General features: G+C 31.3%; 30 protein-coding genes. 2 read left to right on the top strand and 28 right to left on the bottom strand.

Annotated features, from left to right (window positions below):
- Positions 1 to 124: 124 nt before the first annotated feature.
- Positions 125 to 952: a fibronectin type III domain-containing protein gene (locus tag Q1B37_RS15435; protein WP_299899863.1), complete on the top strand. Its 828-nt coding sequence runs from the start codon at positions 125 to 127 to the stop codon at positions 950 to 952.
- Between the two features lie 199 nt (positions 953 to 1,151).
- Positions 1,152 to 3,119: a hypothetical protein gene (locus Q1B37_RS15430; protein WP_299899861.1), complete on the top strand. Its 1,968-nt coding sequence runs from the start codon at positions 1,152 to 1,154 to the stop codon at positions 3,117 to 3,119.
- A gap of 75 nt (positions 3,120 to 3,194) precedes the next feature.
- Here the strand turns inward: Q1B37_RS15430 and Q1B37_RS15425 are convergent, their stop codons facing one another.
- From Q1B37_RS15425 to Q1B37_RS15290, 28 genes are all read right to left on the bottom strand, one after another.
- Complete coding sequence (locus Q1B37_RS15425; protein WP_299899860.1) at positions 3,195 to 4,037, bottom strand: NAD(P)H-binding protein; 843 nt, start codon at positions 4,035 to 4,037, stop codon at positions 3,195 to 3,197.
- Positions 4,038 to 4,074: 37 nt separating this feature from the next.
- On the bottom strand, positions 4,075 to 4,575 hold the full coding sequence (locus Q1B37_RS15420) for a DUF1772 domain-containing protein (protein WP_299899858.1): 501 nt from the start codon (positions 4,573 to 4,575) through the stop codon (positions 4,075 to 4,077).
- A 5-nt stretch (positions 4,576 to 4,580) separates the two neighbouring features.
- Positions 4,581 to 4,982, bottom strand: coding sequence for a DUF5367 family protein (locus Q1B37_RS15415; RefSeq protein WP_299609470.1), 402 nt, complete (start codon positions 4,980 to 4,982; stop codon positions 4,581 to 4,583).
- Positions 4,983 to 5,073: 91 nt separating this feature from the next.
- Complete coding sequence (locus tag Q1B37_RS15410; protein WP_299899857.1) at positions 5,074 to 5,928, bottom strand: AraC family transcriptional regulator; 855 nt, start codon at positions 5,926 to 5,928, stop codon at positions 5,074 to 5,076.
- Positions 5,929 to 6,165: 237 nt separating this feature from the next.
- Entirely contained in the window at positions 6,166 to 7,089 is a 924-nt protein-coding gene (locus Q1B37_RS15405) for a hypothetical protein (RefSeq protein ID WP_299899855.1), read from the bottom strand.
- 39 nt (positions 7,090 to 7,128) lie between these two features.
- Positions 7,129 to 7,515, bottom strand: coding sequence for a VOC family protein (locus Q1B37_RS15400; protein WP_299899853.1), 387 nt, complete (start codon positions 7,513 to 7,515; stop codon positions 7,129 to 7,131).
- A gap of 57 nt (positions 7,516 to 7,572) precedes the next feature.
- Positions 7,573 to 7,968, bottom strand: coding sequence for a VOC family protein (locus tag Q1B37_RS15395; protein ID WP_299899851.1), 396 nt, complete (start codon positions 7,966 to 7,968; stop codon positions 7,573 to 7,575).
- Positions 7,969 to 7,999: 31 nt separating this feature from the next.
- Positions 8,000 to 8,404, bottom strand: coding sequence for an AraC family transcriptional regulator (locus Q1B37_RS15390; protein ID WP_299899850.1), 405 nt, complete (start codon positions 8,402 to 8,404; stop codon positions 8,000 to 8,002).
- 194 nt (positions 8,405 to 8,598) lie between these two features.
- The gene (locus Q1B37_RS15385; protein WP_299899849.1) at positions 8,599 to 9,156 is read right to left on the bottom strand and encodes a hypothetical protein; all 558 of its coding nucleotides are present in this window, start codon (positions 9,154 to 9,156) and stop codon (positions 8,599 to 8,601) included.
- Positions 9,157 to 9,337: 181 nt separating this feature from the next.
- The gene (locus Q1B37_RS15380; RefSeq protein WP_299899847.1) at positions 9,338 to 9,901 is read right to left on the bottom strand and encodes an isochorismatase family protein; all 564 of its coding nucleotides are present in this window, start codon (positions 9,899 to 9,901) and stop codon (positions 9,338 to 9,340) included.
- Between the two features lie 59 nt (positions 9,902 to 9,960).
- Positions 9,961 to 10,677 carry a DUF2071 domain-containing protein gene (locus Q1B37_RS15375; protein ID WP_299899845.1) on the bottom strand — a complete coding sequence of 239 codons (717 nt, stop codon included), beginning with the start codon at positions 10,675 to 10,677 and terminating at the stop codon, positions 9,961 to 9,963.
- A gap of 11 nt (positions 10,678 to 10,688) precedes the next feature.
- Complete coding sequence (locus Q1B37_RS15370; protein ID WP_299899843.1) at positions 10,689 to 13,880, bottom strand: AsmA-like C-terminal region-containing protein; 3,192 nt, start codon at positions 13,878 to 13,880, stop codon at positions 10,689 to 10,691.
- A gap of 151 nt (positions 13,881 to 14,031) precedes the next feature.
- Complete coding sequence (locus tag Q1B37_RS15365; protein WP_299899841.1) at positions 14,032 to 14,418, bottom strand: hypothetical protein; 387 nt, start codon at positions 14,416 to 14,418, stop codon at positions 14,032 to 14,034.
- A gap of 62 nt (positions 14,419 to 14,480) precedes the next feature.
- The gene (locus Q1B37_RS15360; protein WP_299899840.1) at positions 14,481 to 15,044 is read right to left on the bottom strand and encodes a Crp/Fnr family transcriptional regulator; all 564 of its coding nucleotides are present in this window, start codon (positions 15,042 to 15,044) and stop codon (positions 14,481 to 14,483) included.
- Positions 15,045 to 15,348: 304 nt separating this feature from the next.
- Positions 15,349 to 16,176, bottom strand: a complete 828-nt coding sequence (locus Q1B37_RS15355) for a hypothetical protein (protein WP_299899838.1) — start codon at positions 16,174 to 16,176, stop codon at positions 15,349 to 15,351.
- Positions 16,177 to 16,345: 169 nt separating this feature from the next.
- Positions 16,346 to 17,056, bottom strand: coding sequence for a M23 family metallopeptidase (locus Q1B37_RS15350; RefSeq protein WP_299899837.1), 711 nt, complete (start codon positions 17,054 to 17,056; stop codon positions 16,346 to 16,348).
- 7 nt (positions 17,057 to 17,063) lie between these two features.
- Positions 17,064 to 17,777 carry a hypothetical protein gene (locus Q1B37_RS15345; protein ID WP_299899835.1) on the bottom strand — a complete coding sequence of 238 codons (714 nt, stop codon included), beginning with the start codon at positions 17,775 to 17,777 and terminating at the stop codon, positions 17,064 to 17,066.
- A gap of 108 nt (positions 17,778 to 17,885) precedes the next feature.
- The gene (locus Q1B37_RS15340) at positions 17,886 to 18,221 is read right to left on the bottom strand and encodes a hypothetical protein (protein WP_299899833.1); all 336 of its coding nucleotides are present in this window, start codon (positions 18,219 to 18,221) and stop codon (positions 17,886 to 17,888) included.
- A gap of 14 nt (positions 18,222 to 18,235) precedes the next feature.
- Entirely contained in the window at positions 18,236 to 18,946 is a 711-nt protein-coding gene (locus Q1B37_RS15335; protein ID WP_299899828.1) for a DUF6090 family protein, read from the bottom strand.
- Positions 18,947 to 18,948: 2 nt separating this feature from the next.
- Entirely contained in the window at positions 18,949 to 19,620 is a 672-nt protein-coding gene (locus Q1B37_RS15330; protein WP_299899826.1) for a DUF6090 family protein, read from the bottom strand.
- A gap of 252 nt (positions 19,621 to 19,872) precedes the next feature.
- A complete protein-coding gene (locus tag Q1B37_RS15325; protein ID WP_299899824.1) occupies positions 19,873 to 20,115 on the bottom strand; it encodes a zinc ribbon domain-containing protein in 243 nt (80 codons plus the stop codon).
- 142 nt (positions 20,116 to 20,257) lie between these two features.
- Positions 20,258 to 20,773, bottom strand: a complete 516-nt coding sequence (locus tag Q1B37_RS15320; RefSeq protein WP_299899822.1) for a hypothetical protein — start codon at positions 20,771 to 20,773, stop codon at positions 20,258 to 20,260.
- 262 nt (positions 20,774 to 21,035) lie between these two features.
- Positions 21,036 to 22,691, bottom strand: a complete 1,656-nt coding sequence (locus tag Q1B37_RS15315; RefSeq protein WP_299899821.1) for a DUF4832 domain-containing protein — start codon at positions 22,689 to 22,691, stop codon at positions 21,036 to 21,038.
- A 126-nt stretch (positions 22,692 to 22,817) separates the two neighbouring features.
- On the bottom strand, positions 22,818 to 23,291 hold the full coding sequence (locus Q1B37_RS15310) for a YdeI/OmpD-associated family protein (RefSeq protein WP_299899819.1): 474 nt from the start codon (positions 23,289 to 23,291) through the stop codon (positions 22,818 to 22,820).
- Positions 23,292 to 23,353: 62 nt separating this feature from the next.
- Entirely contained in the window at positions 23,354 to 23,815 is a 462-nt protein-coding gene (locus Q1B37_RS15305; protein WP_299899817.1) for a DUF1801 domain-containing protein, read from the bottom strand.
- Positions 23,816 to 24,068: 253 nt separating this feature from the next.
- On the bottom strand, positions 24,069 to 24,653 hold the full coding sequence (locus Q1B37_RS15300) for a hypothetical protein (RefSeq protein ID WP_299899816.1): 585 nt from the start codon (positions 24,651 to 24,653) through the stop codon (positions 24,069 to 24,071).
- Positions 24,654 to 24,843: 190 nt separating this feature from the next.
- Positions 24,844 to 25,293, bottom strand: coding sequence for a hypothetical protein (locus Q1B37_RS15295; RefSeq protein WP_299899815.1), 450 nt, complete (start codon positions 25,291 to 25,293; stop codon positions 24,844 to 24,846).
- Between the two features lie 80 nt (positions 25,294 to 25,373).
- The gene (locus Q1B37_RS15290) at positions 25,374 to 25,847 is read right to left on the bottom strand and encodes a Crp/Fnr family transcriptional regulator (protein WP_299899813.1); all 474 of its coding nucleotides are present in this window, start codon (positions 25,845 to 25,847) and stop codon (positions 25,374 to 25,376) included.
- Positions 25,848 to 25,861 lie beyond the last annotated feature (14 nt).

The raw sequence follows: 25,861 nt of genomic DNA, 5'->3' as shown, positions 1-25,861 counted from the left end.
CTGAATACTCCCTTATTTGAAAACTTGTATTTTGATTTGATTCTTGACTCGAAAGTTCTTTTTTAAAGTTGTAAATACAGTTTAATTACTGCATTTTTGCGTTCAATTAAAAAACGAACAATCAATGAAAAAATTAGTACTTCTTTTAAGTTTAACTTGTATACTGTTTTCTTGTAGTGAGAGTGATATTTTAGGTTTTGATGATGAAGATTTAGATGCTATTTATGATGCGCCTAACGTAAAATCATATACCACTTATATTTCTGAAAATTCAGTAACTCTAAATGGTTTTATTAATCACGAAAATGTGTTTTTTAGGGAATCAGACACTTACAAAGTAGGATTCATATTTAGAACTGGAGATCCTCAAGATTCAAGTAATGATCGAGTAATTGAACTAGAAGGAGAAGTAGAGTATTATACTGGTTTCTATAAATTTAATTACACGATAACATCTTTAGAACCTAATACTACTTATTATTACACTGCATTTACCAAAAATGGACCAACAGAAGACGATGATTGGAGCTCATTTACTACTTCTGAAGTCCCTTGCTCTTATACACAGGATAACTATTATAGTATTGATGGTGTATGGAGAGATGCGTATGTGACGGTTACGGATCCTAATTGCTGTGGAGAAGGAAATGTTGGATTTAGATTTGGGATATGGCCTGATATCTTTGATATTAATTTTAATGAAATAGAAAAGGGGTATCCTAAAACTGGTCAATACTTTGGAGTAGATTACGAATTTGAAGGTACTCATATTCAGAGAGACCTTGTTAAGTCTACGAATCAAGTGTTAATGGAGAATGGAGATTCTACTCCAGAGACCGAAATATTTGTAACGAATGATGGACAAAGAATAACTTTAATTTTTTGTGACACCAAATTAAGAAACGGAGATATTCTTAACGGAAAAGTATCAGTACTTATTCCTCAGAAATAAATAAAAAACTCACAAACAAAAACTCGACTATGGTCTATTACATTCCTAGTCGAGTTTTTGTTTGATGATCTAATATGTATGATGATAATTTTTTTGAATTGTATATTTATTGAAAACGAAATCATAAAAAAGTGCAACGTTTTGTTAAAACTTTAGTTACTATAGTTGATTTCTAAATTCATCACATCAATCAAAAAATATGAAAAAACTCATTACATTATTCGTACTACTTTTTATTTGTTTATTTGCTAATAGTCAGGAAATAAAGAAAATTTCAAGAAATTGGTCTTCATTCAGTCAATCTATAGAAGTTGCTACAGATTCCGTACGGAAATTTAAAGTAGTTGCCTATGTTAAAGTAGAAACAGATGATGATAAAGCTAGAGCAGGGGTTTGGGCTAGAGTAGATAATAAACCAAAACAAGGAAGAGGTTTTTTTGATAATATGAGTAATAGCCCCATAAAATCAAACTCATGGAATTCATATACTCTTCAAGGTATTCTAGATAATAAATCTGAAAAACTTGTTTTTGGAGGGTTATTTTACAATAATGGAACATTTTTCTTTGATAAATTCGAACTATATATTGAAGATGATCAAGGAGAATTTCAATCTGTAGATATTAAAAATGCTGGATTTGAAACTAAAACAACCGATCGTACAATTCCCGAATGGACCCCTGGTATTGGAAGAGGAGAAATAACGATGGTAAGAGAATTCACTTTTACATCCAGTACAGATAGCGTAGATGGAAAGTATTCCTTAGCTATTGAAGGAAAGGGTATCTCGAAAAGTACAGGAAGTATAGAAAGTTTTTTTCCGAGCATTGGCATAATCATACCCATTGTTCTAATGCTACTTTTCGTCTTCCCTTTGTTTACATATGCATCTTCTACAGATAATGAAAAATGGTCTATATGGTCTCGTATTGGTTTCAGATTTTCATTTATCTATTTCCTGTTAATTATTTTTTTCCAAAATAATGGTGCTTACCCGTTCTTCAGTTTTGTGGCTAAGTTTCCAAGTGATCTCATGGAAAAGTTTGTACTTTGGTTTGCAGAGAGTATACTGGGGATTCCGTTTAAGCTAAGTACAGGTCCTAACGGCAGCGGTGATACAAGCTACGATTATTTAGTGGTATTCGTTATTTTTATTGCAGCCGTAATAGGTACAGGAATTTGGTCTGCTTTAGACAGAAAGCGTTCTAATTATAAAATTTTGTTTTATTGGTTAACGACGGCACTGCGTTACTATGTGGGACTTATGTTAATTAATTATGGATTAATAAAAGTTATTCAGTTGCAATTTTCAGCTCCAAGTTTTTATAGGTTATTACAACCATATGGAGAATCATCTCCAATGGGATTAGCCTGGACATTTTTAGGTTTTTCTAAAGGCTATAACTTATTTATGGGAATAGCAGAAGTTCTTGCTGGGTTATTACTTTTTAGACGTACTACTACTTTTGGAGCTATTATTACATTAATGACAACGATGAATGTGATGGCCGTGAATTACTTCTATGATGTTCCTGTAAAAATATTGTCTACGCACTTAGTAATCATGACATTATTCCTGTTATCTAGAGATTTAAGAAAAGTGATGGAGTTTTTGGTAACTAATAGGCAGGTAGAAAAACTAACTGTTATTGCACAACCAAAATTTGAAAAAGGGATTCGTATCGGTCTTAATATTGTAAAAAGTTTAATCATAGTTTATGCGCTTGGTTATGGATTTTATAATACCACGGATCGTAAAGAATCATATGGTTTAAATAAGCCAAAACCACAGTTACATGGAGTGTATGAAGTGACAAATTTTGTAGTGAATGGAGATACACTAACTGATTATAGAAGTGATAAACGTTGGAAAAATATTAGAATAGAAAGAGAAGGAAGCGTTCAAATAGAGAAAATGAGTAAGAAGAGAGAGAATTTTTCGATCGAAATGGATTCCTCAACGAATGGAAGGATTAAATTCATTCCTTCTTCTGGCGATACAGAATCTTTTAATTTTTATTATACGAAAACAAAAAATACTTTAGATTTTAATTTTATCCATAAAAATGATACCATTTATGGACAGACCACAAAAATGGGAGTGGATAAATTTTTGTTGGTCAATAGAGGTTTTAATTGGATAAATGAGCGACCATATAATCGCTAATCTAATTTTACTTAAAGTTAATATAATACGAAAGGGACTGGCTATATACATTTAGACAGTCCCTTTCGTATTAAATTAAATAGATGGCTCTATAACTGAGTTCCAAATTCCTAACGCATTTGTTTTTTCTACATATTCTCGAAAAGTAATAGGTTTTCTACCTAGTACTTTTTCGATGTCATGTGATATTTCAGAATTATCAGGGTTCCCTAGAACCTCGGTAAATAAGTACTCAATTAGCCAAATGAAATCTGCAGGGAGTTCTTCTTGTTGTAATGCGGATACATAAGTCTCTATGCTAAGAGGAGTAAATTGAATCTCTTTTCCTGTAATATCCGAGATGATCTGAACAGCTTCCTGAAAAGTAATAGCTTCAGATCCAGTAAGTTCATATATTTTTCCGTGATGTTGATCTTCGGTCAATGCTTTTACCGCTACCTCAGCAATATCATTTGCATCTACAAATGGAATTTTCATTTCAGAAAATGGTAAAGCTACATGACCTGCCAATATCCCTTCAACTAAAAAGTTCTCACTAAAATTTTGATTAAACCAATTAGCTCTAACAATAGTATAATCAATACCAGAATGTATGACAACTTGCTCACATAATTGAGCTTCTTTTTCACCTTTACCAGAAAGTAAGACTAACTTTTTTACATGCTGGTTTTTAGAAATTTCCACCAATTTTTCAATTGCTTGTAAGGCACCAGGAACTGCTAAATCTGGTTGATAGGTAATGTAGATGGTATCCATCCCTTCGATGGCTGCAGACCATCCTTCTGGGCGATGCCAGTCGAATGATGGATTTTCTTGTCTAGATCCAACTCTTACATTGTGATCCTGATCTTTTAGTAATTTAACAATTCTCTTTCCTGTTTTACCGGTTCCTCCAAGGACTAAAATGTTTTTTTTCATGATGTATAAAATTTATGTATTTAATTATGTTTGATATTTAAGATTGATGATAATACAATGACCCAACTAGTAACAAAACAAAGGATATTGTGGAGCTTATCGTTCGTATAAAATGCCACTGCTTCCAAGGGTTTTCAAATCTTTTGCGGAGCATCTTAAGTTCTTCCAAAGAAGCATCTGCCAAATTTGTTTTATCTAGGACTTCGTTTAAAGGAACATTTTTGAGTATGGTTATAAAAACCACTCCAATAGTAAAGGTTAGACTAGCTGCTAAAAAGATCCAAAACGAAGCATTTTGGTGTTGATATTTCAAAAAGGCTACATAGCTATTGCTTATAAACGGTCCGAAAAATATGATCAGAAATATTGGATTAATGATCGCTCTATTCATTTGTTGAAAAGACAATAAAAATGATAAATCGTCTAACTGACCTATTCCTGGAGTTATGGCATTGGTCCATGTAAAACATAGTCCTGCCGTTAATCCTGTTAACACAATACTAATGATCATGGTTGTTGTTTCGAAATTGATATCCATAATCGTTAGGCTTTGATTGTTTTTACTTTAGGATAAACCTTTAGGTAGTAGAATAGCATGGCTACACCCACAAGCTCTATCGCAATAATCCAAAAGCTGAAGTCTGTAAAAAACGTGTAGTAATTACCTCCATTTGGCATAATAAAGAGCGGAACAGTGATGAGCGTGTCTAAAAATGCTGCGATCAAAAAGAATACTACTCCTACGATATACCCATTAGTTGTAACGCCGTTTTTATAATATATAGAAGATCCTAACCAGACTAATGGAAGTATTGATAAAGATAAAACCATATTGGCTTGCTGTTCAGGGTTATGTAGGATTTGGAATTCATATGAGAATGTGAAAGCACATACTGCTAAAATCCAAATTCCAATACCGATAGTTACTAATCTAAAAATTTTCATGTCTTATATTTTTTTGATTACAAGACAAAATTAGAGTAGAACTTCTGGGATTATTTATTCCAAAAGAAGTATGATTTGTTCGAAAAGACGTTTATTTAATTTGACTAGGTCTATACCCAAATTTCTTAGCGAAAGCATTGGAAAAAGAGCTTAAGCTATCATACCCCACATGCCAAGCAGCTTCTTGTACGGTAGCTTTCTTTTTGCTGATCATGCTATGAGCAGTAGTTAATCTTTGATTTTGTAAGTATTTAAATACGGGAAGTCCAAAAACTTCTTTAAACTCTTTTTTAAGTTTGGTAGTATTTAATCCCAATTCCTTAGAAAGCTCAGAAAGGGAAGGAGGGTTATTGAGATTACTAGAAAGAATATCTTTTGCTTTTTGTAGTCTGTTTTTATCAATTGATTTTAGATGCTGTGCATGATTAGCAGCTAGTTGACCAAAAAAATGTGATAATAATGTGGTTATCTGACTTCTGAAAAACATCATTTTAGTTTTTCCTTCATATTTTATATTAAAAAGACTATCGATAATTTGATGCATTTCTGGAGTCATATAAAAACTAGGACCTTCTACATAATGGTCTTTTGGGTTTACAAGGTTCTTTAGCAGTTCAGAAAATAGTTCTCCTTCCTGATTAGGTAGGTTTTTTAAATTTCGAGTAGCTGTTGCTATCACAATACATTCTAGAGGATTGTCTTTAGAAACTGTATGAATACAATCTACCTGTTCATCTGCGAAAAAGGAAAGTGCCAGACCTTTGGTATAATTAAAATGATGAGAGCCCGTAGGAGCAGACATTTCTAAATCAACATTGCCAGATCCATAGAATGCTACTGCAATCACAGGTTCGTCGAATCTACAGGAGTCTTTGACAACTTCTTTAGAAAAAGCGGTTTCCACCAAAATAGTGAAATCATTGATATCGATAATATCTCTGGTCATTTTAATAATTTAAAAGTAGGTTCACTGACACCTCTAAGTTAGTAAAACCTATAGAGTTTTTGATGACTGTTATATATTTTATAGCATTTTATGAGTAATCTCTTTTCGTTCTAACCAATCTAATGGTTTGGTGAGTTCATTTTTGCAGTTTTTTTTAAAATCAAAAATTTTTAGATTAAATACCGTTTAATGTAAAATGCGTTTTTAATGTATTTTTATATAGTGTTATGTATAGAATTAATTTTTCATCATTCGTGCTAAGTACATTTTTCCATTTATCTCCATAGACAATATTTTATAACTTATTTCTTGTTCATCGCAATTGAATATAACCTTACCAAAATAGCTTGTTACATTTGGTTGTGAATTATCTTGTTGAAAATTTGAATTTTTTACAGAAACAGTTTTAAAATCTTTCATTTCTTCCACAAATGAATTTGCGGATTCATTCCATCTATCAATCATTAATTGAATTTTTGAACGTTCTTTTATGAGCATTTGTTTCTCTCCCTCAGGAGCTGCTGACATAAAAGTATCAGTATTTAAAAGAATTCGATTTAAGGCTTTCTTGTCATTTATTCCTTGAATCAAATTATTTAGGAAGTCATTCTTTATTTTTCTATCATCTTTAAGGACGGGTTTACCAAAGAAACTACTTCGGTTGATTACTTTTAACAAAAACTCATAAGAATCATTTCCCTCATTTATCCCCATTGTATGAAAGGCATAATATTGACTTTTATAAAGACCGATTGCATATGACATGGTCCAAATTTTATCTTCCTGATCTTTGTAAATTTCCTTCTTTGAGTAAAAATTATTATCATTTATTTTAAAGATACTATCCGTCGAGGAAATCAATCTGGAGTCTTTAAATTTTGTATTCCCAAATTCATAAGACCATAATTCTTTTGAAGATTTATCATTATAATTATATGATTTTCTTATTGATAATTGACGAGTAAGTTTTCTAGACTCTGAAATTTCATATTGTTTAATAAGAATTTCGGACATATTGGTAAAATCAACTCCCATTGTTGAATCAATACAGATAGAATAATTCCACTTACTCTCCTTAATTTTTTTTAAACAATTTAATTCCGTTTGTGCTAAGCTTAGGTTACTTAATAATATTATTATCGCAATAAGTTTAAATTTCATTTGTTTTGTTTTAAACACGACCTAGGAATATATCCAACGTCATGCAGTATCATCGTTTACTTCTATCCAATATTCATTCGGATCCTGAAAATATACTTGTCTGATACCGTCTTTTCTTATGTAATCCTTGTTAGGAGTATCCTTCCAATCAGAGTATTCCACTTTTAGCTCATTTAGACGTTCTATAAACGCATCAAAACTAGCTGTAGACAAAGCAAAATGAACTGCTTTATTTGTTTTGATTTCGGCATTTGGACGTGGAATCAAGTGAAGTTGTTTCCCTTCGGCAAAGGACAACCATCTTGTTTTGGAATTAGAGGCAGTATTTTCAATTTCTTCAAGGTCAAGTAATTCTTGATAAAATTTAACCGATTCGTCAACATCTTTTACGGACAGTGCTATATGGTTAAATAAAAAGTTTTGCATGTATAATGAGATTAATGATCGATTACTAGAATGACTTCTTATTAATACGATTCCTATTTATAGTGTTTCTACAATTTGAATATTGTTACCACAAGTATCATTGAAAACTGCAAATTTTACCGTTCCCATTTCTGTTGGTTGTACGCTAAAGGCAACATCAAGTTTTAGGAGGCGGTCATATTCTTCATCTACACTATCCACATCAAATTGAGTATAGGGTATACCAGCTTCCATTAATGCATCTTGAAAAACTTTGCTAGGTTCGAAGTGATTCGGAGCAGGTTCTAATAATAATTCTGGTCCATCTTGCCATTCTGGAGAAACGAGTGTGATCCATCTGTTTCCGCCACCTAATGGAGCATCTTTTTTTATGATAAAACCTAGTTTTTCGGTATAAAATTTCAACGCTTTTTCTTGATCTCTAACAGGAATACTAATTAGGGTTACTTTCATTGTTTGTATTATTTGATTTATTTGTCAAAGGTTAAAAGTTTGTGTCTAATTCGCTTCTCGAAACTTGCTCTTTTTGAAATTTGCTTGGTGATTTTCCTGTTTTAGTCTTGAATAATTTACTGAATGAGCCTAAACTTTCGAAACCAACCGCAAAACAAGTTTCAGTTACCGACATTCCTTTTTTTAAATTTTTCTTTGATTGCTCAATACGTTTATCAATTAGATATTGTTTGGGAGTAAGTCCGTAATATCGTTTAAAAAGTCTATGTAAATGATATTTAGAAGTAGAGTTTACGTCCGACAATACATTTAAGTTTAGATCTTTTTCAAAATTAGTGTCGATGAATTGACGAGTTTCTATAATCGTTTGAATCTGCTGATCATTAGAATAGCAGCTAGCTTTGATATGGTTTATTTTTTCCTGGTAGAATGTCATTTCTAAAAGGTGTGGCAAACAAATTATTTAGAGTCTGCAGGTTGTTTTAATTTTTCTTGATCCATTCGGTAGCTTCACCTTGCGTTAAAATGCATTTATTGATGGATCCTTTAGCATTAGTCACAAATTCAATTATAGCTTTTGGTTTTACAATATCGACAATAAATTTTGAACTTCCTATAGATGTTAATTTCCTATTTATAGTTCTTGATTATTTGATCATCCCAAACTTGACATTCAATATATTTATCATATTTAAATCGTTCGTCATTTTTAGATTTTTCTTCAGATGGTAAACCATATTCGTCTATAAGACTTGGTATTTCATCTAATAAGAATACTTGTCCGTTGCTATCTTTTCGATAGGTTTTTAGTTTAGGTTCGTCATGAAACTGAAACGACACCATACTATCTGGATATGTGAAACTTATATGTTCAGCCCTAAAGTCTGTTAGTAGAATTTTTATAACTCCTGGATTTGTATACCAAGATTTTGCAAACTCGCACGCTCCTAACGTAAAGTAAAAAGGATCTTTTCTATTTGGTTTCCCTCCTTTTTGGATGAATTGTTCTCTAATTCTATTTTCTAACGAAAACCTTAAATCTATATAGTTTTTAGGTCTTTTACTATTCACTCCATGTGTTATCTCGTTTTGCATATCTTTTGCTTTTTCGTAACCAAACTCAGTGATATTTCGAAAAGGACCATTATCGAGTTCGTAGTAATGAAATAAGAATTTAGGGATCTCCACTGTAGCATGTTTTATAAGCTAAACTTAGGTATAAGTATCTTAATGATCCAAAATGTTACTTAGTATATGAATTTTCTATTTTCAGGAAATGAGAATAACTTTGAGAAATAGTGTTTTTATGTAAAATGGTTGGTTTTTTTGAAGATAGAATTATCCTTTGCTAAAGGGTAAGATCATACTTCTAATATGATACTAATTCTAAATCTTGTATTATATTTTTGAAACTATTTACCGTAATGCTACCGTTGGTAGGGATCATATTTTGCCATACCCAATTATAATGTGTAATTACTTTTTCTGCAGTTAAATGTGGTCTTTCACCAGTAGTATGACCATCGGAAACAACAGTGATATGGTAATCCTTTGTTAATGCAGATTGAATCGTAGATTCTACACAAAAATCAGTTGCGCATCCTGTTACTAATAAATCGGTCACGTCTAAGGATTGTAGTTTTGATTGAAGCTTAGAGTTATAAAAAACATCATTCGCATACTTATTAATGAATATGTCACTTGTCGTTATCTCTAATGATTCTAATAATTCCCATTCCCAAGTGTTTTTTTCAAAAGCTCCAGTTCCTGTTCCATCATGTTGAATATAGATTACAGGTAATCCGATTTTACGAAATACATCAGCTAATTGATTTATTCGTTTTATAACACCGTCTGTATCAAATCGAGGAGTTTCTTCAGTAAAAGAACCTTTTTGCATGTCAATTATTAAAAGTGCTTTTTTATTTTTCATTAATGTTGACTATTTCGTGAGTTATTTATTTAGACTAAACTTAGTATGGAAATAGGTATTTAGTTTTTTCGAATCGTTCTTTTACTTTCTACGGTGATTTTGGATCCTTCTGCAAGCATTACCGAATTTGGAGTTAAAGAATTTAGAAACTCAAATTCTTTACCATATACAGCACCAAAATCAACGTCGATGTCATAGGTATGTACTTTATATACTTGCCATTTAGGATGAGTTACTTCATATGCATTAGATTTCTGATCATTTACCTTTGCATAACCCCAATAATGCTCAGTGATGAATTCTGTTTCGCTATCAGCTTCGATAGGATAAGAATCGATACTTGCTTTTATCTCTATAGAATTCCATTTACTATTTCTTTTCCATTTGTACTGAACTGTTCTTTCATCATTTTCAGTGCTCCAAACATGTTCCATTGGGAGCGTTTCATAGTTTTCGTTATAAACAGTATTGGCAACAAAGGTTAATGCACGTTTAGGAACAATTTCTTTAATAAATACAACACCTCTTTTCCATTCACCATTTTCAAATCTTTTTACATAAAACCTCAAATTTACTTCTTCAAAATTTACATGATAAGGGATTTTTATACCTAATAGCTTCGTGTTTACAAACATGAAACCAACCAGACTCACATAGCAGTTTCCATTCCATATGTCTAATTCTGTGCCAGCAGGTAAGTATTTAACAAGTACATTTTTATCAATTACATAATTGGCGAGTGCAAGTTTTCTCCATTCTGCCTTTAGAAAGCTCATTATCTATGGTTTTATTCCTTTTTCTTTCCTAATGATATCTTGTAGTCATCTACACTACCTTTAATCTTTAGGTTGAGGTATTTTGTTTTTTTGTTGGGATCTACTTCTACAATTTCATCTTCTTGTTCTGGACTGATTATAGAGTCTTTTTTGTTTCCAAATAGTTTTTGCCAAGAAGCTTTTCTTACAGTTTTCCAAGGTATTCGTAAGAAGTAATCAATATTTTGATTGCTATCATGCGTACCTGATAACTCCATATGGCCTAATGTAGATTCAATAGTCATAGAAGGGATGTTGATTTTTCCCTTATTAATATCCAAGTTGTTTTGTAAAGTATCAAATCGAATATTTTGAAGGTTTTTATCTCCCATATAATCCGAAAGGGCCAACATAGGATCATAATTTTTTAACCTTCCATTCAATACTTTTACATCCATTTCTACTGTGGATTGATCAAGATCCGGTACCATATCAGGATATACTCTAATCTTTCCTTTAATTCTGGAGGTAAGTTTTCCTTGTAAATTTTCTGAAACAAGATGATCTTGCCCAAAGTTCTCAAACTTGAACAACAGTTTATCCAGATCTACATTATTCATTACCAAATCCGGACGCATATAAATATGTTTAGGATCACTACCATTAAAATATCCACTTAATCGAATATTTCCTCCAGCAGCATTCATATGCAAAGTATCCACATAAATATAGTGATTAGGTGTTATCCTTATATCCGCTTTGATGTTTTGCAGATCTATTCTATGATAAATAAAGTGTGCTATATCAGCTTTGAATTGCATATCTGTAAAAGGCAATTCGTATAAGTTAAAAGCTTCTGCATGTTCTTTTACATCTGCTGTTTTAGAAGCGGCTACTTCCGTTGGTTTTGATGATGAAACATCGAATTTGAAGAGGGCATCAAAGTCTATATAATTAGCTTTTACGGCAAGATAATTATCCCTTTTCTTTATTTTCTGATCTTCTCCGATGTAATAGTTAAGATCAAAATTAAAATTAGTTGTTCCTATTTCTCCATGAAAATCTTTTATCACGACGTGTTCATCTTCGTAATGAATATTTCCTCTAAAATTGTCAAAGCGAAGAGGATGCAGTTTCATTTTTGTATCCAATTTGTCTAACGTAAGATCGATAGAGTGTAATGCAGAGTCTTTGTAATGCATACTGGAGGCAAAATGCAAAGCCAAATCTTCAAATTCTTCATGTCGATATTCTTCTGGCACATAATTTTCTCCTTTATAAGAAAAAATATCTTCGAGTTTTAACTTTTTAGAAGTTAGATTGATATCTAAATCAACATCGCCATTCAGTTCGGGTTGCATCCAAAAAGCATATTCGTGTACCAGCCCATCAAGATGAAAATCGCTATCATCTATATATCCAGTAAAATCTACAATTTTTAGATCTTTATCATCGATAAGTACATCCGCATGGAAATCATGTAGTTTATGTGGATAATGTTTTAAATCGGCATACAAACTATCGATAAAAAATTCTCCTTTTGGTAAATATTTAGACTCCGTAAAGTCTTTAGCAGAAGCTTTAAAAGAAAACCCCATACTTAGCTTTTTTATTTGTTCATCGAAACCAGTTTTGATAGAATCTTGATTAGAAAAACGTGTTAGCTGGGCGATATCTAAGTTTTTAGAACTAATATCTAAATGAACATCTACAGGAATATCTGTATGATGTACCATAGCAGGTAAGTCTGAAAGAAATCCACTAATAGACAAATCAGATTCTCCGATTAATAATTCAAACTGGTTTAGGTTTGCTTCTTTACCGTTCATGACTAATTGAACGTTGAGGTCATGTAATGGAGCAGGAAGTTCTTTAGCTTCTAAACTAAGATCTTTTATATTTAGTTCTGCAAAATATGCTTGATTTAATTTTTGTAGAGCCTTTTCAGGATTATCGATATCAATAATATCATGAAAGTTCATTTTTAAGGACACTTCGCCAGAAGTATTTTGTACTTGCTCCAGCTCAAAAAACTCTGTAATAAAATTAAGATTGAAATTGGAGTTTACTTGCATATCAACCTCTGGAGATTCAAAATTTTTCACAAAAAGCGATCCTTTAAATTCTCCTTTTTCTAAAGAAGCAGTCATATCTGTTAGCGAAAATTCCATGGTGCTGGCATCTCTATTACTACCATTGGTAAAATAGCCATTGAATCCCATATTATCTATCTTTTTTGCTCTCTTGGTATTTTCTAAATACGCTTTACCAGCACCAAAATTAGCTTTTATAAAGGGTCTATTTCCTTTGTTAGCAGGACCTTCAATTTTAGCATTAAAATAAATTTCACCTGCATTTCTATATTTCTCTAAAACAGGAATAACATCTGTAGGAGCAAAAGCAATCAGCATGTCAAAATTAGGTTTTGTTCCGTTGATAGAAAGATCTAGATCTACATCATTCTTTGTATCTATAGATCCTTCTAATTCGAAATCTCCATTTTCCATTACAATTCCAGAAGGAGCGATATCGAGAATTCCCGTCCTTTCATTAAATACTAGATCCGTATGTACTTCGAAATGTTTATTATGAATAAAGGTGGTATCTCCATCTTTAATGACATTTAACTCGAAATGAGTATCTACGTGCCCAGAGATCATACTGTCTTTCTGACTAAATCCACCGTTACCAGCATATATGAATTTTTCTACATCCGAATTTGTAGCTTCGTCTAAGGTGTGTACATCCAAATTTTTAAATCGGATCTTTTTAAGATGAATATTAGTAGAGGAGGACTCCGATTCTGATGTGCTTGCTAATGAGTTTTGAATATTCGTGGTATTGTTTTCATGAATGACAATATTAAAAACACCTTCTTCTACGACTAGTGATTGTATGTCATAATTTCCCTTTACGATATCCCATAGATTGAAACCTACATAGATATCTTTTACATCCATAATAACGGGAGCATTATCTTCTTTGGTTTCAAAAATTTTGACATCATACACTTTTATAGAAACGTATGGGAAATTACTAAAAAGAGAGAGTTCACTTTCTCCAATACTAACCAAACCTTTATGTTCTTTGTTTAGTTTTTCAATTTCTCCTTGAATGATTTCGGATTGGTTACTTTGGATATATAGCATCAGGCCTCCGACTACTAAAATTGGGGCTAAGATTACTATTAATAAAATTCGTTTCCAGAATTTTTTACGCTTCAAGGTGGTGGTATTTAAGGTTATAAAAGATGTTCGACTTTAAAAGTAACGAATTCATCGGAAAAACCACTTTGAAGTTTTTAGATATTTGATTGGAGTTTCTGTTTTTAACAAATTTGGATAGTGTATTACTAACTATACGTACAATAGCTTCTTACACATGAGGTATTGATTTATAAGTTTTGCGTAAACCAAGGATTTGATTTATTCCCATACATAAAACAAAAAATGCTATAATTCCGATAATGATATTTCCAGTTTCGGTAATCCCAAAAGGTTTAAATATTATAAGTAAGATGCTTCCTATTACCCAGATGAAATCTTGAATAATAATCCAAACAACGGCTGGTGTTCGTTGTTTTTTTATTTCTAACCATATTGTCATAGCGAAGTATAGTAGTAATAGTCCAATGACCCAAAAGGGAGTATTATTATTAATTCCAAAAAGCGTTGCTATTTGTTGATTTAGAAATACCATTAGAATACCTGATGTGCTGGAAAATAAGGCGTTTAATTGAAGTGATTTTTGTAGTGGATTCATTTGTTTAGATTTTTAAAACAAATTTCTACAAACCGCACATAATCTCTCTTGACAAATGTTAATTAATGTATTTTCCTTAATCTACTTAATGATTCGGGAGCAATTCCTAGCATAGAAGCTATATACTGCAAAGGAACATACTTAAAAAGTTCGGGTTCTTCGTTTATTAATTTATCATACCGTTGCTTTGCCGTAGTATGCAATTGAAAAAACATCTTATTTTCTAATAAGGCAAAAGAATTAGCCAATAAAATATTATCAAACTCTAACCACTCTGGATAGGTTTTGTTTAGTCTAAAATGGTTCTCTCTCGTAATTGTGTAAAGGCTACAGTCTGTAATGGCTTGTATATTCCAACTGTTATTAGTCTCAAAAATAAAACTACTAAGAGAGGTTATAAATCTTCCTTCACTGCCTATCCATAAGGTTATTTCTTTTCCATCCACGATATTATACAACCTCATGTATCCAGATACTATAAAAGCCATTTTTCTACAAATTTTTCCAGCTTGGAGAAAGAATTCTCCTTTATCGATTTCCAAGGGCTCAAAAAAAGAAAGAATATGATCTAGGGATTCGTTTTTTATAGATACTTGGCTTGCAATACAGTTTTTTAGTTTTTCCATAGCGTTTACTTACAGCTAAAGGTTTTTTTTATTGAAGTGGTTTAAACTTTTTTCAATTTGCTAAAAAAAATGCTTTTTTGCACCCATATTTCACAATTTTTGACTTCCGTAGCGCTGCTATGCAACTAAAAAATTACTTCATCTGATCACAAAACTGCTATTTTTCACTTAAATCAAAAAAGTTTAAACCACTTCATTGATAATAGGTCGAAAATGTACTGGATGTTCAAAATACATTTGTGAAAATTGTCTTGGATATCCTTATCAGAAGAATGCACCTATTTATGATGCGTGTGGTTTTGGTTTAAGGGGTTTTTAATAACTCTGTAGATACCCATCTTAATTTTCCATTATTAGAGAAAAATATAAATTTTCCGTCTGGTGAAAGAGAAGGCGCAAAATCTTGATTAGTAATATTAATTTTATCTCCTAAATTTTGTGGTGTCGTCCAGTTATTGGATTGATTTTTAAAACTTACATATAAACTACTATTGCCATTCTGATTGATAGAAAAAATTATAAAACGTTCATCGGGCGAAATATAAGGATCAAATTCATATTGCTCTGTGCTTACTGGTTTTCCTATGTTTTTTGGTTCTGAGAACTGATTATTAGCTAGTACTTTAGTGGTGTAGATATCAAAAGAGCCTTGACCGCCATTTCTATTCGAAGAGAAGAATGCATTTCCTTTATTGGAAATAGAAAAGAAATATTCATCGAACTCATCAGTATTAATTGGTTTTGGTAATGGTTTTGGTTTCATCCATTCTCCATTTTTATGATCAGCATACCATATATTGAAATCTAAATTTTTATCATTAGCACTGGTTGGTCTTTTAGAAATAAAATAGATTCTATTACCATCTTTCGTTAGGAATGGGTCAGCATCATTATAGTTAGGGTCAGAAAAGGAAGCGATTTTGGGTGTACTCCACGTATCATCCTTCTTTTTTGAAAAAAAAATGTTCTCGTTGGATGTAATAGTCGTGAAGTAGATTTCATCACACTTTTTAATCTCAACATTAAATTTAAAACTTCCCTTTAGGTCTAATATTTCAGGGTTGAAATCTTTAGGAGTTGTACTTGGTTTTTCAAGACCGTAATAATCACAAAAATTTTCTTGAGCTCTCATTTCTTGGGTAACAAGTAAACATGAATAAATAAAAATTAGTTTTTTTAGAATAAGCCGAGTCATGATTGAATATGATTTTAATTGATGAATGGTTACTAAATTAAGCAAAAAACGGTTTGAGAATGAACCCAAACCGTTTTTTATACTTTATTGTTTTCTAAGATGGGATTTAATTTTTTCTAATAAATTGACTTTTTACAGGTTCTCCGAGATCCACTAATGTATCATCTTCATAATAATTTCGGAATTGAGCTGGCAACCCAATTCCGTTCAGATAATTTGGGCTGTTTTGTAAGTGGTAGTGTAAGTGTGGACCAGTTGAGTTTCCGCTGTTTCCTGCTTGGCCTATTTCTTGTCCTTTTGCAACGATGTCTCCTAGATTTACTAAAACTGACCCTTTTTTTAAATGTGCTAATAATGAGTATTCGCCATTAAAATGATCTATTAATATATAATTACCTGCAAGATTACTATCATTGATATTATCATTTACGATCCCCGATAAGTAATTATCATCAATATTATTTTCCATTGCAATGATTTTACCATTTGCAGGAGCATTTAAACGTTTTCCAAAGCAGTAATGATTTTCGTTTTTACTACTATCACCGGAAAAACTGCTGCCATCAATCACAATAGCTAGGTCATACGCATATCTCTGACCTGTTCCTCGAGTGATAAAGTGATGTCCTCCATCTTGGTGGGTTCTACCACCAACGAAAACGTACCATTCTTCATCAAAAGGTAATTCTAAATCTGTTTTGGTTTGATAGTTTAGATAAATGTCTTCATCTTGTTTTCCTTCATCACCGATGAGAGTTTTGGTACAGGAGAATAACATCAAAATGAACAGAAAAGAAATAACACATATTCGTTTCATAGTGTAATTAGAATTTATAATTAATACCGAAGTTTACCTGATATTGAAGTTCCCTAAAAGCATTGGAGATTTGTAATCTATCATAATTAAAGTCATAGCTTAGTTGTCCACTTAGTTGTTCAGAAAAAGAGTAGGAGTATCCTATTTTCCATAAGATACTTTGAAAACGATTTAATGAATATACATTAGCGTTTGAATTCGTAATTCTAAGTAATAGAATAGGGAGCGTTAGTTTAGAAAATAGATGTTGTTTTTGATTAATTTGATAGGAAAATCTACTTGATAATCCTAGTGTTTGATCAAATACAAATTGATTATTAGGATTGATGTCATATAAAGAAAGATCACTATATGATTCCAACCCTACATGAATTAGGAGTCTATTTTTATTGTAGATTTTTTTAAATGAAGCAACGCTTATACCTATTTTGGTGTATTCAAAATTTAAAAGAGAGTTTACATTGTTCTCCAGTTCGGATTGTAGATAATCTAATTGAACTTCAAATATTTTTTCTTTTTTGGTGATTCGTTGATACTTAAATTTATAGATAGCGCTGTTATAATCATATCTGGAAACAGGTGCTATTTCCAAGTTTTTTAATGCACCAACATTATAACCAATAGAGAAGTCGAATGAATTGTTTTTAGAAAGAGTTTGCGCGTTAAAATTTGTAAATGATAATACGCATATTACAACAATTAAGAGTTGGTTTTGTTTCATTTAAGGTATAGGTTGCTAAATACTTAAATGAAAGACTATTTGTGTTTTATGACGTTGCAATAATAGATTGTGTGATGCAAATAAAGCTAATTGGCAAATTGAAAAGTTTTATTCAATTTCTATATATTCAGATTTACCACCAGACAGATTTCCGTTCAACCAATTCCAATCAAAATTTAATTTCAGTTTTCCGTTTTGTGTTTCAGAAATAATACCTTTTGATTCTCCAGCTTTTAGTTCTCCTTCGATAGTGAGACATTGATATAAAAGTTCAATTTTAGAATCATCAATCTGCTTGCCGATAATAACACCTTCTTTTATGGCTCCACCCGAATAGGTTCCTGTTATTGTAGTTCCCTTTTGAGAATAATAAAAAACGGTTTCTCCGGATGATAATCCATTTTTGTTTTCAGCTGTTATAAATTTCTTATTGTTTAAGTTCAATTTGAATTCTTTTACTATTTAATTACTTCAATTTCATTGATGAGTTCTAATCCTCTCTTTTTAAATTTTTCTAACTCAGGTAGGTATACTTTATAGGCAAAAAAATCTGCTGTAGCGACACGGTTTTTATAGTCTTTACTATTTATAGCATACTCAATAAATTCATTGTTTATTTTTAATTGTACATAATCCAACCACCATTCTGTGTTATTTTTCCAATAATTAAAATTGTCTTTATAATCTTTGGAACGCAATTCATCATCTACTTGTATTTCCCATAGTTGTTCTTTGTAAAACAGAATTAATTTTTGCACAAGTTCTTCTTTTTCCTGACTTATCTCACCTCTAAAATTTTCTAATTGCGAAATACCTCTTTGGTTAATGGCTAGTTCGGGATAACCAAAAATTAGAAATGCTATGTTGGGATTTTTAATATAATCTTCTTGTGTATATTCTGATTTTAGAACTTTTTCGAAAACAGGTTTAATATTTTCATAATGGTCAAAGATGTTGTCGATTTTACTTACATCATTTTTGAGATCTTCTTTTACTTTTAGCAGTAATTGATTCAACTCATTATTTTGTTTTCGATTTTCATTCCAGTTATTAATGGAAACAGCGATCAATATTCCTAGAACCACCAGGATAATTTCTCGTATTGCATAGATAAAGAAATTAGACTCTTTCTTTTCTTTTGTCTGTTGTTTATTGAAAACGTTTCTCATTCTTATTTTTCAAGGTTGTCTAAATCTTCCAATATGGATTTGGAGATTACATCAATATATGTAAGAGTGGCAGCATAATTGTCCTTACTATACATCGAGTATAGTCTAACATCGTTTTGATATGCTGAACTGGTAAGAAAATGTTGAATTCTCTCTTCCGGATGAGCCAGATCTCTTGGTTCTGAAAACCATTCATAATTTTGCGCCCATCTTTCGTGCATTCTGTGATTGAAGTTTTCCATCACTAATTCATACCTTTCATTAACTGGTAATATTTGATCATAGAGCAAACTTAGTTTAGGAAGAATGGAGTCATATTTAGAATCGGTTTGACCTAAATAGTTTTTTAGTTTTAAATAGCCACTTTTCTCAATTCTAACCGTACTATAAAAATTTATGAGTGTAAGTAGTTGTTTATTATTTTTATAGTCTTCAGTAGTTAATTTTTGCTCTTTTACTAGTGTAATAAGAGAATCCCTTTCTTTATACCATACTAATTTTGGCTTTAAATTTCTCCGATTATTTTCAAGGTTAGTTTCAATTTCAATAAAGATATTCTCAATAGCTTTATCCGTTTTTAGCTTTTCATTCCAGTTGTTTAACTGTATCGCAATAAAAATTCCTATAATTACAATTAGAATTTCACCAAAGGCATATAAAAGGTATTTGCCCATGGAGTCACTTGTTATCAATTTCTCTCTTTTTTTGTTAAAAAGCCCCAATTTTTAATGGTTTTAAAACAACAACAACTAATGATTAAAAAGCTTGATCCTTTCTACGAACTTAAGCAATATAATGCAATCATTGTTTTTATTAGTATTCTAGTATGACAAAATGTTACTTCGTTTCACCAGTTTTCTTTATGATACCGCATGAAGACTAAGTTGGTTTAAAAGTATATCAAGATTTCTGTAAACAGACAACGACTAAATATTTATCAATAAAGATAGGATAAAACTTACAGAGGATATTGCAGAAACGGTAACAATAAGCGTAACTACACAACCAGAACTTAGGCAACCAGCTGTTTGACCAACACCATCAACGACATTATAGGTATCTCCTAATAAAGAGGATTTATCTTTTTTTAGATCGTATCCACAGTTAACGCAAGTTTTCGCTGTATCACTTACTTTGTGACCGCACTCTTTACATTTAATTAAAGCCATTTTTACTGTTTCGTATTTTTATAAGATTAATATAAGACTCCAAAAATAGGAATATGCTAATAATGATCTCGTAAAAAATAATGGTATTATTTTGAATTATGAAACCTAAAAATAATAGTAGAAATTTGTAAATAGTAGATCATTACTTATTGAGAGCACTTTCAAATTCACTAAGTGATACTTCTTTTTGTTTTGTTGAATACTCTCCGAAAGCAATTCCTTTATAAAAGTCAACATTCAAATAATCCGTTGTACAGGCAAAAAAGTCATAATCACCTTTATTGCCTTCATCTGAGTCACTCAATATTTTTCTTGGTGCAATTAAGTAATATTTTCCAACCTCAAAATTTGAAATATAGGGTCTGCATAGCATTCCATTGTCTCCCCATATTTTAATTCTCTTTTTTGATTCTACACCTTTATATTTTTTGATGATCTCAACGGTCATCGAAAAAGGCATGTCTTTATCATATCCAAGAATTTTATGATCTAAAAAATCCGTGTATTCGATCACTTTTACTAAGGCCACAAACCCGCTTTGATTGGATATTGCGCTAAAAGAACAGTCTCCTTGGCAGTCGCAGTCGCAAGCAAACGAATCGAAGGAGAGTAATACAAAGAGTAGAATTAGTGTTTTTTGTATCAAAGAGGTTTTCATAGTTCTCAATAATATTTCTTATCAGTTGTAGTTATATTCCAGGACTAACATGCAATATACAAATTGTGAGTTAGATAGCGATTCGCAGCTGATAAGATTTACCTATGTAAGTATTACATCTAATAAACTACCTGTTCTAAAAGTCATTTTGCTTACAATTAGTACTAGTCCAGTTAGTTTAGTTGCCAATGACAATAAACTTTTGTTCCTTTTATGTTATGATTCTACCAAAAAAAATCAATTGATTGGTAGCGTAGGGAAGTTATTTTTTGATCAACTTACATTGCGCTACTTTAGAATTGCCAATTTTAAAGAAGTAGATTCCACTATCTAAATGAGAGACATCAATTTTTTGAATTTTTAGAGGATGTATTTTCATGATTAGTTGTCCTAAGCTATTGTATATTTGAATATCTTCTTTTATAGATTCATGAACTTTAATCGTTACATCACTAGAAGCAGGGTTCGGGTAAATAGAAAGTCTATTGTTCTCTAATTCAATATCATCCACAGAAAGACTAGGCTCTAAGGTTACTGTTTGTAACAAATCATTATATCCTGTTTGTGAATCCCAAGTGCCTACATTTGCTAGTTGAACGCTGTAATCAGGATTTGTTTGTAGTGATGTATCATTATCAGGAATCCATAGATATAATTTATACGTTCCAGAAATGCCAATATCGAAGTTTTGATTTATGGTTGTTGTATTTTCCCAAGTTCTTATATCCGTATCAATCAGTGAGGTAATAATGTCATTTGTTTCGGTATTTTGGATCATAAGATATACATCACGTTCTTTAAAAATTCTTGCAAAACCAACATTCTGAATCTCTAGTGCCAAGTCGAAGTCAAGATTATTTACGGTTACGGTAGATGATAAGAGCGTGTATCTATATCCCAATCTTCGTACAATTTCTTCGTAAGTATTAGAAGCAATAACTCCATCCCAAAAAGGAGTATAGAAATCTCTATTAATGGTCGTCCAATTTGTTAAATTCATTTCATCAATGGCATTCGTTCCTGAGGTTCTAAATCCGCTATCACATCCATTAAGACCATTAGTTTCACCTGTCATTGGAAGATATTTTGTTTCGTTGGCAATAAAATTGTAATCAGATGTTCCTACAGGTGTTGCACATTGATTAGAAACGGAATAGGTTCCCTGATCTCCATAATCATTTAGGAAAGCATCATTAAAAAAACCAATTCTGGCATTTGCTGTATTTTCGTAAGCAGTTTGCTCTGTTAATAGTGTATTGCCATACATAGTTTTTTTGATATTAGCATATCGTACTTGCAAAGGGATATTTGAAGGAGTGGCAGAAAGCATTGCATCTACAATCTCTTTTCTATTATTCCATTGTGCTGCAGATATAGCGCCTTCTGTACCAAACTCATCAGAGTTGGTGTAGTACCATTCGCCCCAAGTGCCAATAAATCCAGCTTGATGAGATAATATAATGTCTTTGTTCTCATCTAATATTTGAGCAATTTGAGTGATATGCGTTAGAATTTGCACTTTAGTTGGTTGCTGAGGCTCGGTTCCTTGACTATTAGAGTAAGAAAACCTAACAATTGTTTTTAAACCTGCCAATCTAATATTATCAAAGTCATTTCTAATGTTATCTAGGTAGGTGTTATTAATATTTGAATCTAGAAATGCATCTAATAGGAAATACCTAAAAACTACCGTTACTTTATCAGTGCCATTCTTCCAACTCTCTAGTGTCGATACGGATAAATTATTCGCTCCGACAGTGGTAGCATAATTATTAGACGTTATAGAATACTTTTGTAATCCTCTTTCTGGATTAGCAATGATGTTTTGAGAACTTGTATAATTAACTGTTTGTGCTACTAAGATGGCATTGCAAAAAAGAAAAGCTAAAACTCTAATAGCATTATGTATCGCACTCATATGTTGGTTTTAAACTTAAAACGAGTAGGTATAAGATTTGTTGTTTTATGAATAAAACCAATTAGGAAAGAGTTCGGAATAAAAACAGGTTGGAGGGTTTCTAAAAATGCTTTCAAATATAGTATTTTACTTTGCTAGCTTAGCCTTTTCCCTTGCTAAGAATTCTGTAATTATTTTTATTTGCCTATCCATATTCTTGATTTTTACAATACTATAAATCAAACTTCTTTTTTTTCCGTCGGTTATTTTATCGAATATTTCTTTGGCTTCGGAATCTTGTTCTAGCAAAACAGAAAGAACTTCAGGAATTTCAACACCTAGTTGATCAGGGTCTTCTTCAATTTTATATGCTACTTTATCATTAAGTTCTTTATCTAGTTTTTCCAAATGTTTTCCTGCAACTATGATATAAAAATTTCCATCTCCTAGGTGATTTAAACCACAGCGATAAGAAACTATATTGTCTATAGTACAAATCATTCTGGTCGCCCTTTTTCTACTAAATTGATTAATGATTTCAGAATCAATTTTTAAGTAGAAATATCCGCCTTTTCTTTTTTCGAGTTGTTTTATCGTCTGTTCGCCAGAATAAGATTTCATATAGTTTTCAATATAAATATTCTTGTAACCAAGTTAAGCTTTTATGGATTGGTTTTAATTGTTTATGTTTTGTTCGGTCTTATTTTCTTTTCAGAAATAGACATTACAATGCTTTTGGGATTATTGTTTTCTAATATTAATTCACCATTTATTTTTTCTAATATACCTACTGCTTCCCAGATCAGTTCTTTTATTTCCTCTTTAGGGAAAGATTGAAAATCTTTCACCGAAATATGACGTATCAATTTTCCTTTCCCATCTAGTTTAATAGTTGTTTTGGATAATTCTGCTCCACGACTAAACCCAAAATTCACATGTTTAGAATACACAGCTATATGACAGAATGCGTCTTTCAATTTTTCTGATTTAGAATAAGCAAGAGCTACAGCATTATAATTATCCCAAATCAACTCATTAGCCTGAGGAACTAATTCCGTTGTAAAGTTTCGTAAATCCAATGTCAACTTTTGGATTTTTGGATCGTAAGGTTTTATAAAACTTTTAAGTTGAGGATTAGGTTGCATGTCTTTCTTTTTGATAGAGAATTATCTTATCAAAATATGAATTTTTTATTTTATCTAAAGTGATAAGATTGTATAAATTTTTTAGCATTGGCTAGGAGAGGAGAAACTGTTTATTTTCCTTGGTATTTCAATTTCTCATAAGAAATTACTATTTCACTCGATCTTATTTCTTTGTATACTACAAATCTTGAAAATCGAACAATATTTAAAGTTTTATCGATAGTGTTAAATAATGAGGTATGAATTATACTTTTTAAGGAAGTAACCAAAATCTCCATCCGCCAAAATAGTTTCTGTAATTTTGGTCAAAGGTCATTAAACTTGATGATTTGGGCAAGTTGTTTGAAAGCGCATATTCATTATATTCTTCTTTATTGCTGAATTCAATGATTTGATCCGACTTCATGTTTAAGACAAAAAAATCATTTTCATAATCATAAAAAAAGTGATTTTGATCAAATTCTCCGCAGAAAAATTCATCTCTCGTGATAAATCTTGAAATACTAATTTGATGTCCGTCTTTATTCTGGTATCCTTTTAAATCAGAAAACTCCCAATTAGTGTTCTCTATTGTGTTCCAATAACCAATAGGAATTCTAGGGCCATCACCCAAGCCATGATTTCCCCAATAGGTGAAAGAATAAATGAATAGTAAAACAGAAATTATAAACCCAAATATAAACCAATTTGACTTTTTATTATGTACTACTTTGTGAAGAGAATTACCTTTTCTAAAATAAGAAATTACCGTTATGATCATAATCAAAATCCAAGAATAAATCGATGCTAGAATTCCGATTTTTAAAATCATGAATATAAAGTGTCCTAAAGCTTCCATTTTACTTTTTTGGGTGTTTTTATAGTCTTTACTATAAGTACCTTAAAAATAAAAAATGTTACCTTGTTTCTTATATAGCTAGGCTTTTTTCTGGAAAATATTAAAAAATATGTTTATCCACTTATGATAATAACAGTATAAACGATTCGTAGTATTCTTTAATTTATTCTTCTTTAAAATATATTGATATTTAAGGAATACGATTCTTTTTTAGCGTTTTAAAATATACGTAGTAACTTAAGATTATTGCTAGTGAAGAAAAAATGGTCATTAACGTCCCTGGTATAAAATTTACAAAGCCTCCTAAATCCATAAATAAAAAATAACCTAAATCAGCCAAACCACCGGTAATCGCAGCAAGAAAAATAGCGTTTTTATTTCCTTTCCAAATATAAAATGCTGAGATAAAGGTTACAATTCCAATCCAGAATAAGTTAAACCCATGCTGACCGATAATAGCACCTGATGCTTCTGTGTAATTCATTTGCAGAAGGTTTGGATCAATAGCGTCTGCAATTCCTGATACCGAAGACGAAATATCACCTGTTAAAATACCTTTCATTGTTAAAACTCCTGCTAAAATGTGAACTAACCCCCAAATAATCCAAAGTATTGCCGATACTCGTAATAAAATTTTCATCCTGTTTGATTTTAGTTTTGTTGAATTACAAAATTAAATCTGGTAGAAAATCTGTGCATTATGATTTCATAAGAAATATGTTAACGATCTTTTTTTATACGTTTAGATTTGGCAGCACTAAGGGTTTCTGGATTAACACCAATGTAAGAAGCGATCATATGTTGTGGAACACGCTGAGCAATATCAGGATATGTTTCGATGAAGTTCTCATAACGTTCAATGGCGTTCGTACTAATGAGCATTAAAATACGTTTTTGTAAAACATGCAATCTTTTTGTGAGCGCACCTATATTTTGCTTTTCTCTTTCGAGATCTTTATTTAAAACGACTATAATAGAATCTTCTAGAGTATCGATAAACAATTCTGATTTAACGTCAGGGGAACAGGTATCAGCAATTACCCATCCCTCAGGGGCGAACATAAATATATTTTCTTTACCATTTTTGTCAATAGAATAACTTCTAAGCAATCCAGATTTCACAAGATAAATCTTTGAGTTTAGTTCACCTTCTCTTTGGAGGATCTGTCCTTTCTTTATTTTTAACTCTTTCAATATTGATTTTTTTT

Origin of the sequence: uncultured Aquimarina sp. (genome assembly GCF_947492965.1) — a bacterium.
GTDB lineage: Bacteria > Bacteroidota > Bacteroidia > Flavobacteriales > Flavobacteriaceae > Aquimarina.
Note: the sequence above shows the minus strand (reverse complement) of the source record. Positions and strands in the feature narration are given on the sequence as shown.

Coding starts and splice junctions, on each gene's coding strand:
- Q1B37_RS15305 (WP_299899817.1), bottom strand. CDS start 23,815: ATGCAACCTAATCCTCAACTTAAAAGTTTTATAAAACCTTACGATCCA.
- Q1B37_RS15390 (WP_299899850.1), bottom strand. CDS start 8,404: ATGACATTCTACCAGGAAAAAATAAACCATATCAAAGCTAGCTGCTAT.
- Q1B37_RS15410 (WP_299899857.1), bottom strand. CDS start 5,928: ATGACCAGAGATATTATCGATATCAATGATTTCACTATTTTGGTGGAA.
- Q1B37_RS15325 (WP_299899824.1), bottom strand. CDS start 20,115: ATGGCTTTAATTAAATGTAAAGAGTGCGGTCACAAAGTAAGTGATACA.
- Q1B37_RS15315 (WP_299899821.1), bottom strand. CDS start 22,691: ATGAGTGCGATACATAATGCTATTAGAGTTTTAGCTTTTCTTTTTTGC.
- Q1B37_RS15380 (WP_299899847.1), bottom strand. CDS start 9,901: ATGAAAAATAAAAAAGCACTTTTAATAATTGACATGCAAAAAGGTTCT.
- Q1B37_RS15310 (WP_299899819.1), bottom strand. CDS start 23,291: ATGAAATCTTATTCTGGCGAACAGACGATAAAACAACTCGAAAAAAGA.
- Q1B37_RS15320 (WP_299899822.1), bottom strand. CDS start 20,773: ATGAAAACCTCTTTGATACAAAAAACACTAATTCTACTCTTTGTATTA.
- Q1B37_RS15360 (WP_299899840.1), bottom strand. CDS start 15,044: ATGGAAAAACTAAAAAACTGTATTGCAAGCCAAGTATCTATAAAAAAC.
- Q1B37_RS15335 (WP_299899828.1), bottom strand. CDS start 18,946: ATGAGAAACGTTTTCAATAAACAACAGACAAAAGAAAAGAAAGAGTCT.
- Q1B37_RS15355 (WP_299899838.1), bottom strand. CDS start 16,176: ATGAGAGCTCAAGAAAATTTTTGTGATTATTACGGTCTTGAAAAACCA.
- Q1B37_RS15365 (WP_299899841.1), bottom strand. CDS start 14,418: ATGAATCCACTACAAAAATCACTTCAATTAAACGCCTTATTTTCCAGC.
- Q1B37_RS15400 (WP_299899853.1), bottom strand. CDS start 7,515: ATGCAAAACTTTTTATTTAACCATATAGCACTGTCCGTAAAAGATGTT.
- Q1B37_RS15405 (WP_299899855.1), bottom strand. CDS start 7,089: ATGAAATTTAAACTTATTGCGATAATAATATTATTAAGTAACCTAAGC.
- Q1B37_RS15345 (WP_299899835.1), bottom strand. CDS start 17,777: ATGAAACAAAACCAACTCTTAATTGTTGTAATATGCGTATTATCATTT.
- Q1B37_RS15435 (WP_299899863.1), top strand. CDS start 125: ATGAAAAAATTAGTACTTCTTTTAAGTTTAACTTGTATACTGTTTTCT.
- Q1B37_RS15375 (WP_299899845.1), bottom strand. CDS start 10,677: ATGAGCTTTCTAAAGGCAGAATGGAGAAAACTTGCACTCGCCAATTAT.
- Q1B37_RS15425 (WP_299899860.1), bottom strand. CDS start 4,037: ATGAAAAAAAACATTTTAGTCCTTGGAGGAACCGGTAAAACAGGAAAG.
- Q1B37_RS15420 (WP_299899858.1), bottom strand. CDS start 4,575: ATGGATATCAATTTCGAAACAACAACCATGATCATTAGTATTGTGTTA.
- Q1B37_RS15300 (WP_299899816.1), bottom strand. CDS start 24,653: ATGGAAGCTTTAGGACACTTTATATTCATGATTTTAAAAATCGGAATT.
- Q1B37_RS15430 (WP_299899861.1), top strand. CDS start 1,152: ATGAAAAAACTCATTACATTATTCGTACTACTTTTTATTTGTTTATTT.
- Q1B37_RS15395 (WP_299899851.1), bottom strand. CDS start 7,968: ATGAAAGTAACCCTAATTAGTATTCCTGTTAGAGATCAAGAAAAAGCG.
- Q1B37_RS15415 (WP_299609470.1), bottom strand. CDS start 4,982: ATGAAAATTTTTAGATTAGTAACTATCGGTATTGGAATTTGGATTTTA.
- Q1B37_RS15295 (WP_299899815.1), bottom strand. CDS start 25,293: ATGAAAATTTTATTACGAGTATCGGCAATACTTTGGATTATTTGGGGG.
- Q1B37_RS15350 (WP_299899837.1), bottom strand. CDS start 17,056: ATGAAACGAATATGTGTTATTTCTTTTCTGTTCATTTTGATGTTATTC.
- Q1B37_RS15330 (WP_299899826.1), bottom strand. CDS start 19,620: ATGGGCAAATACCTTTTATATGCCTTTGGTGAAATTCTAATTGTAATT.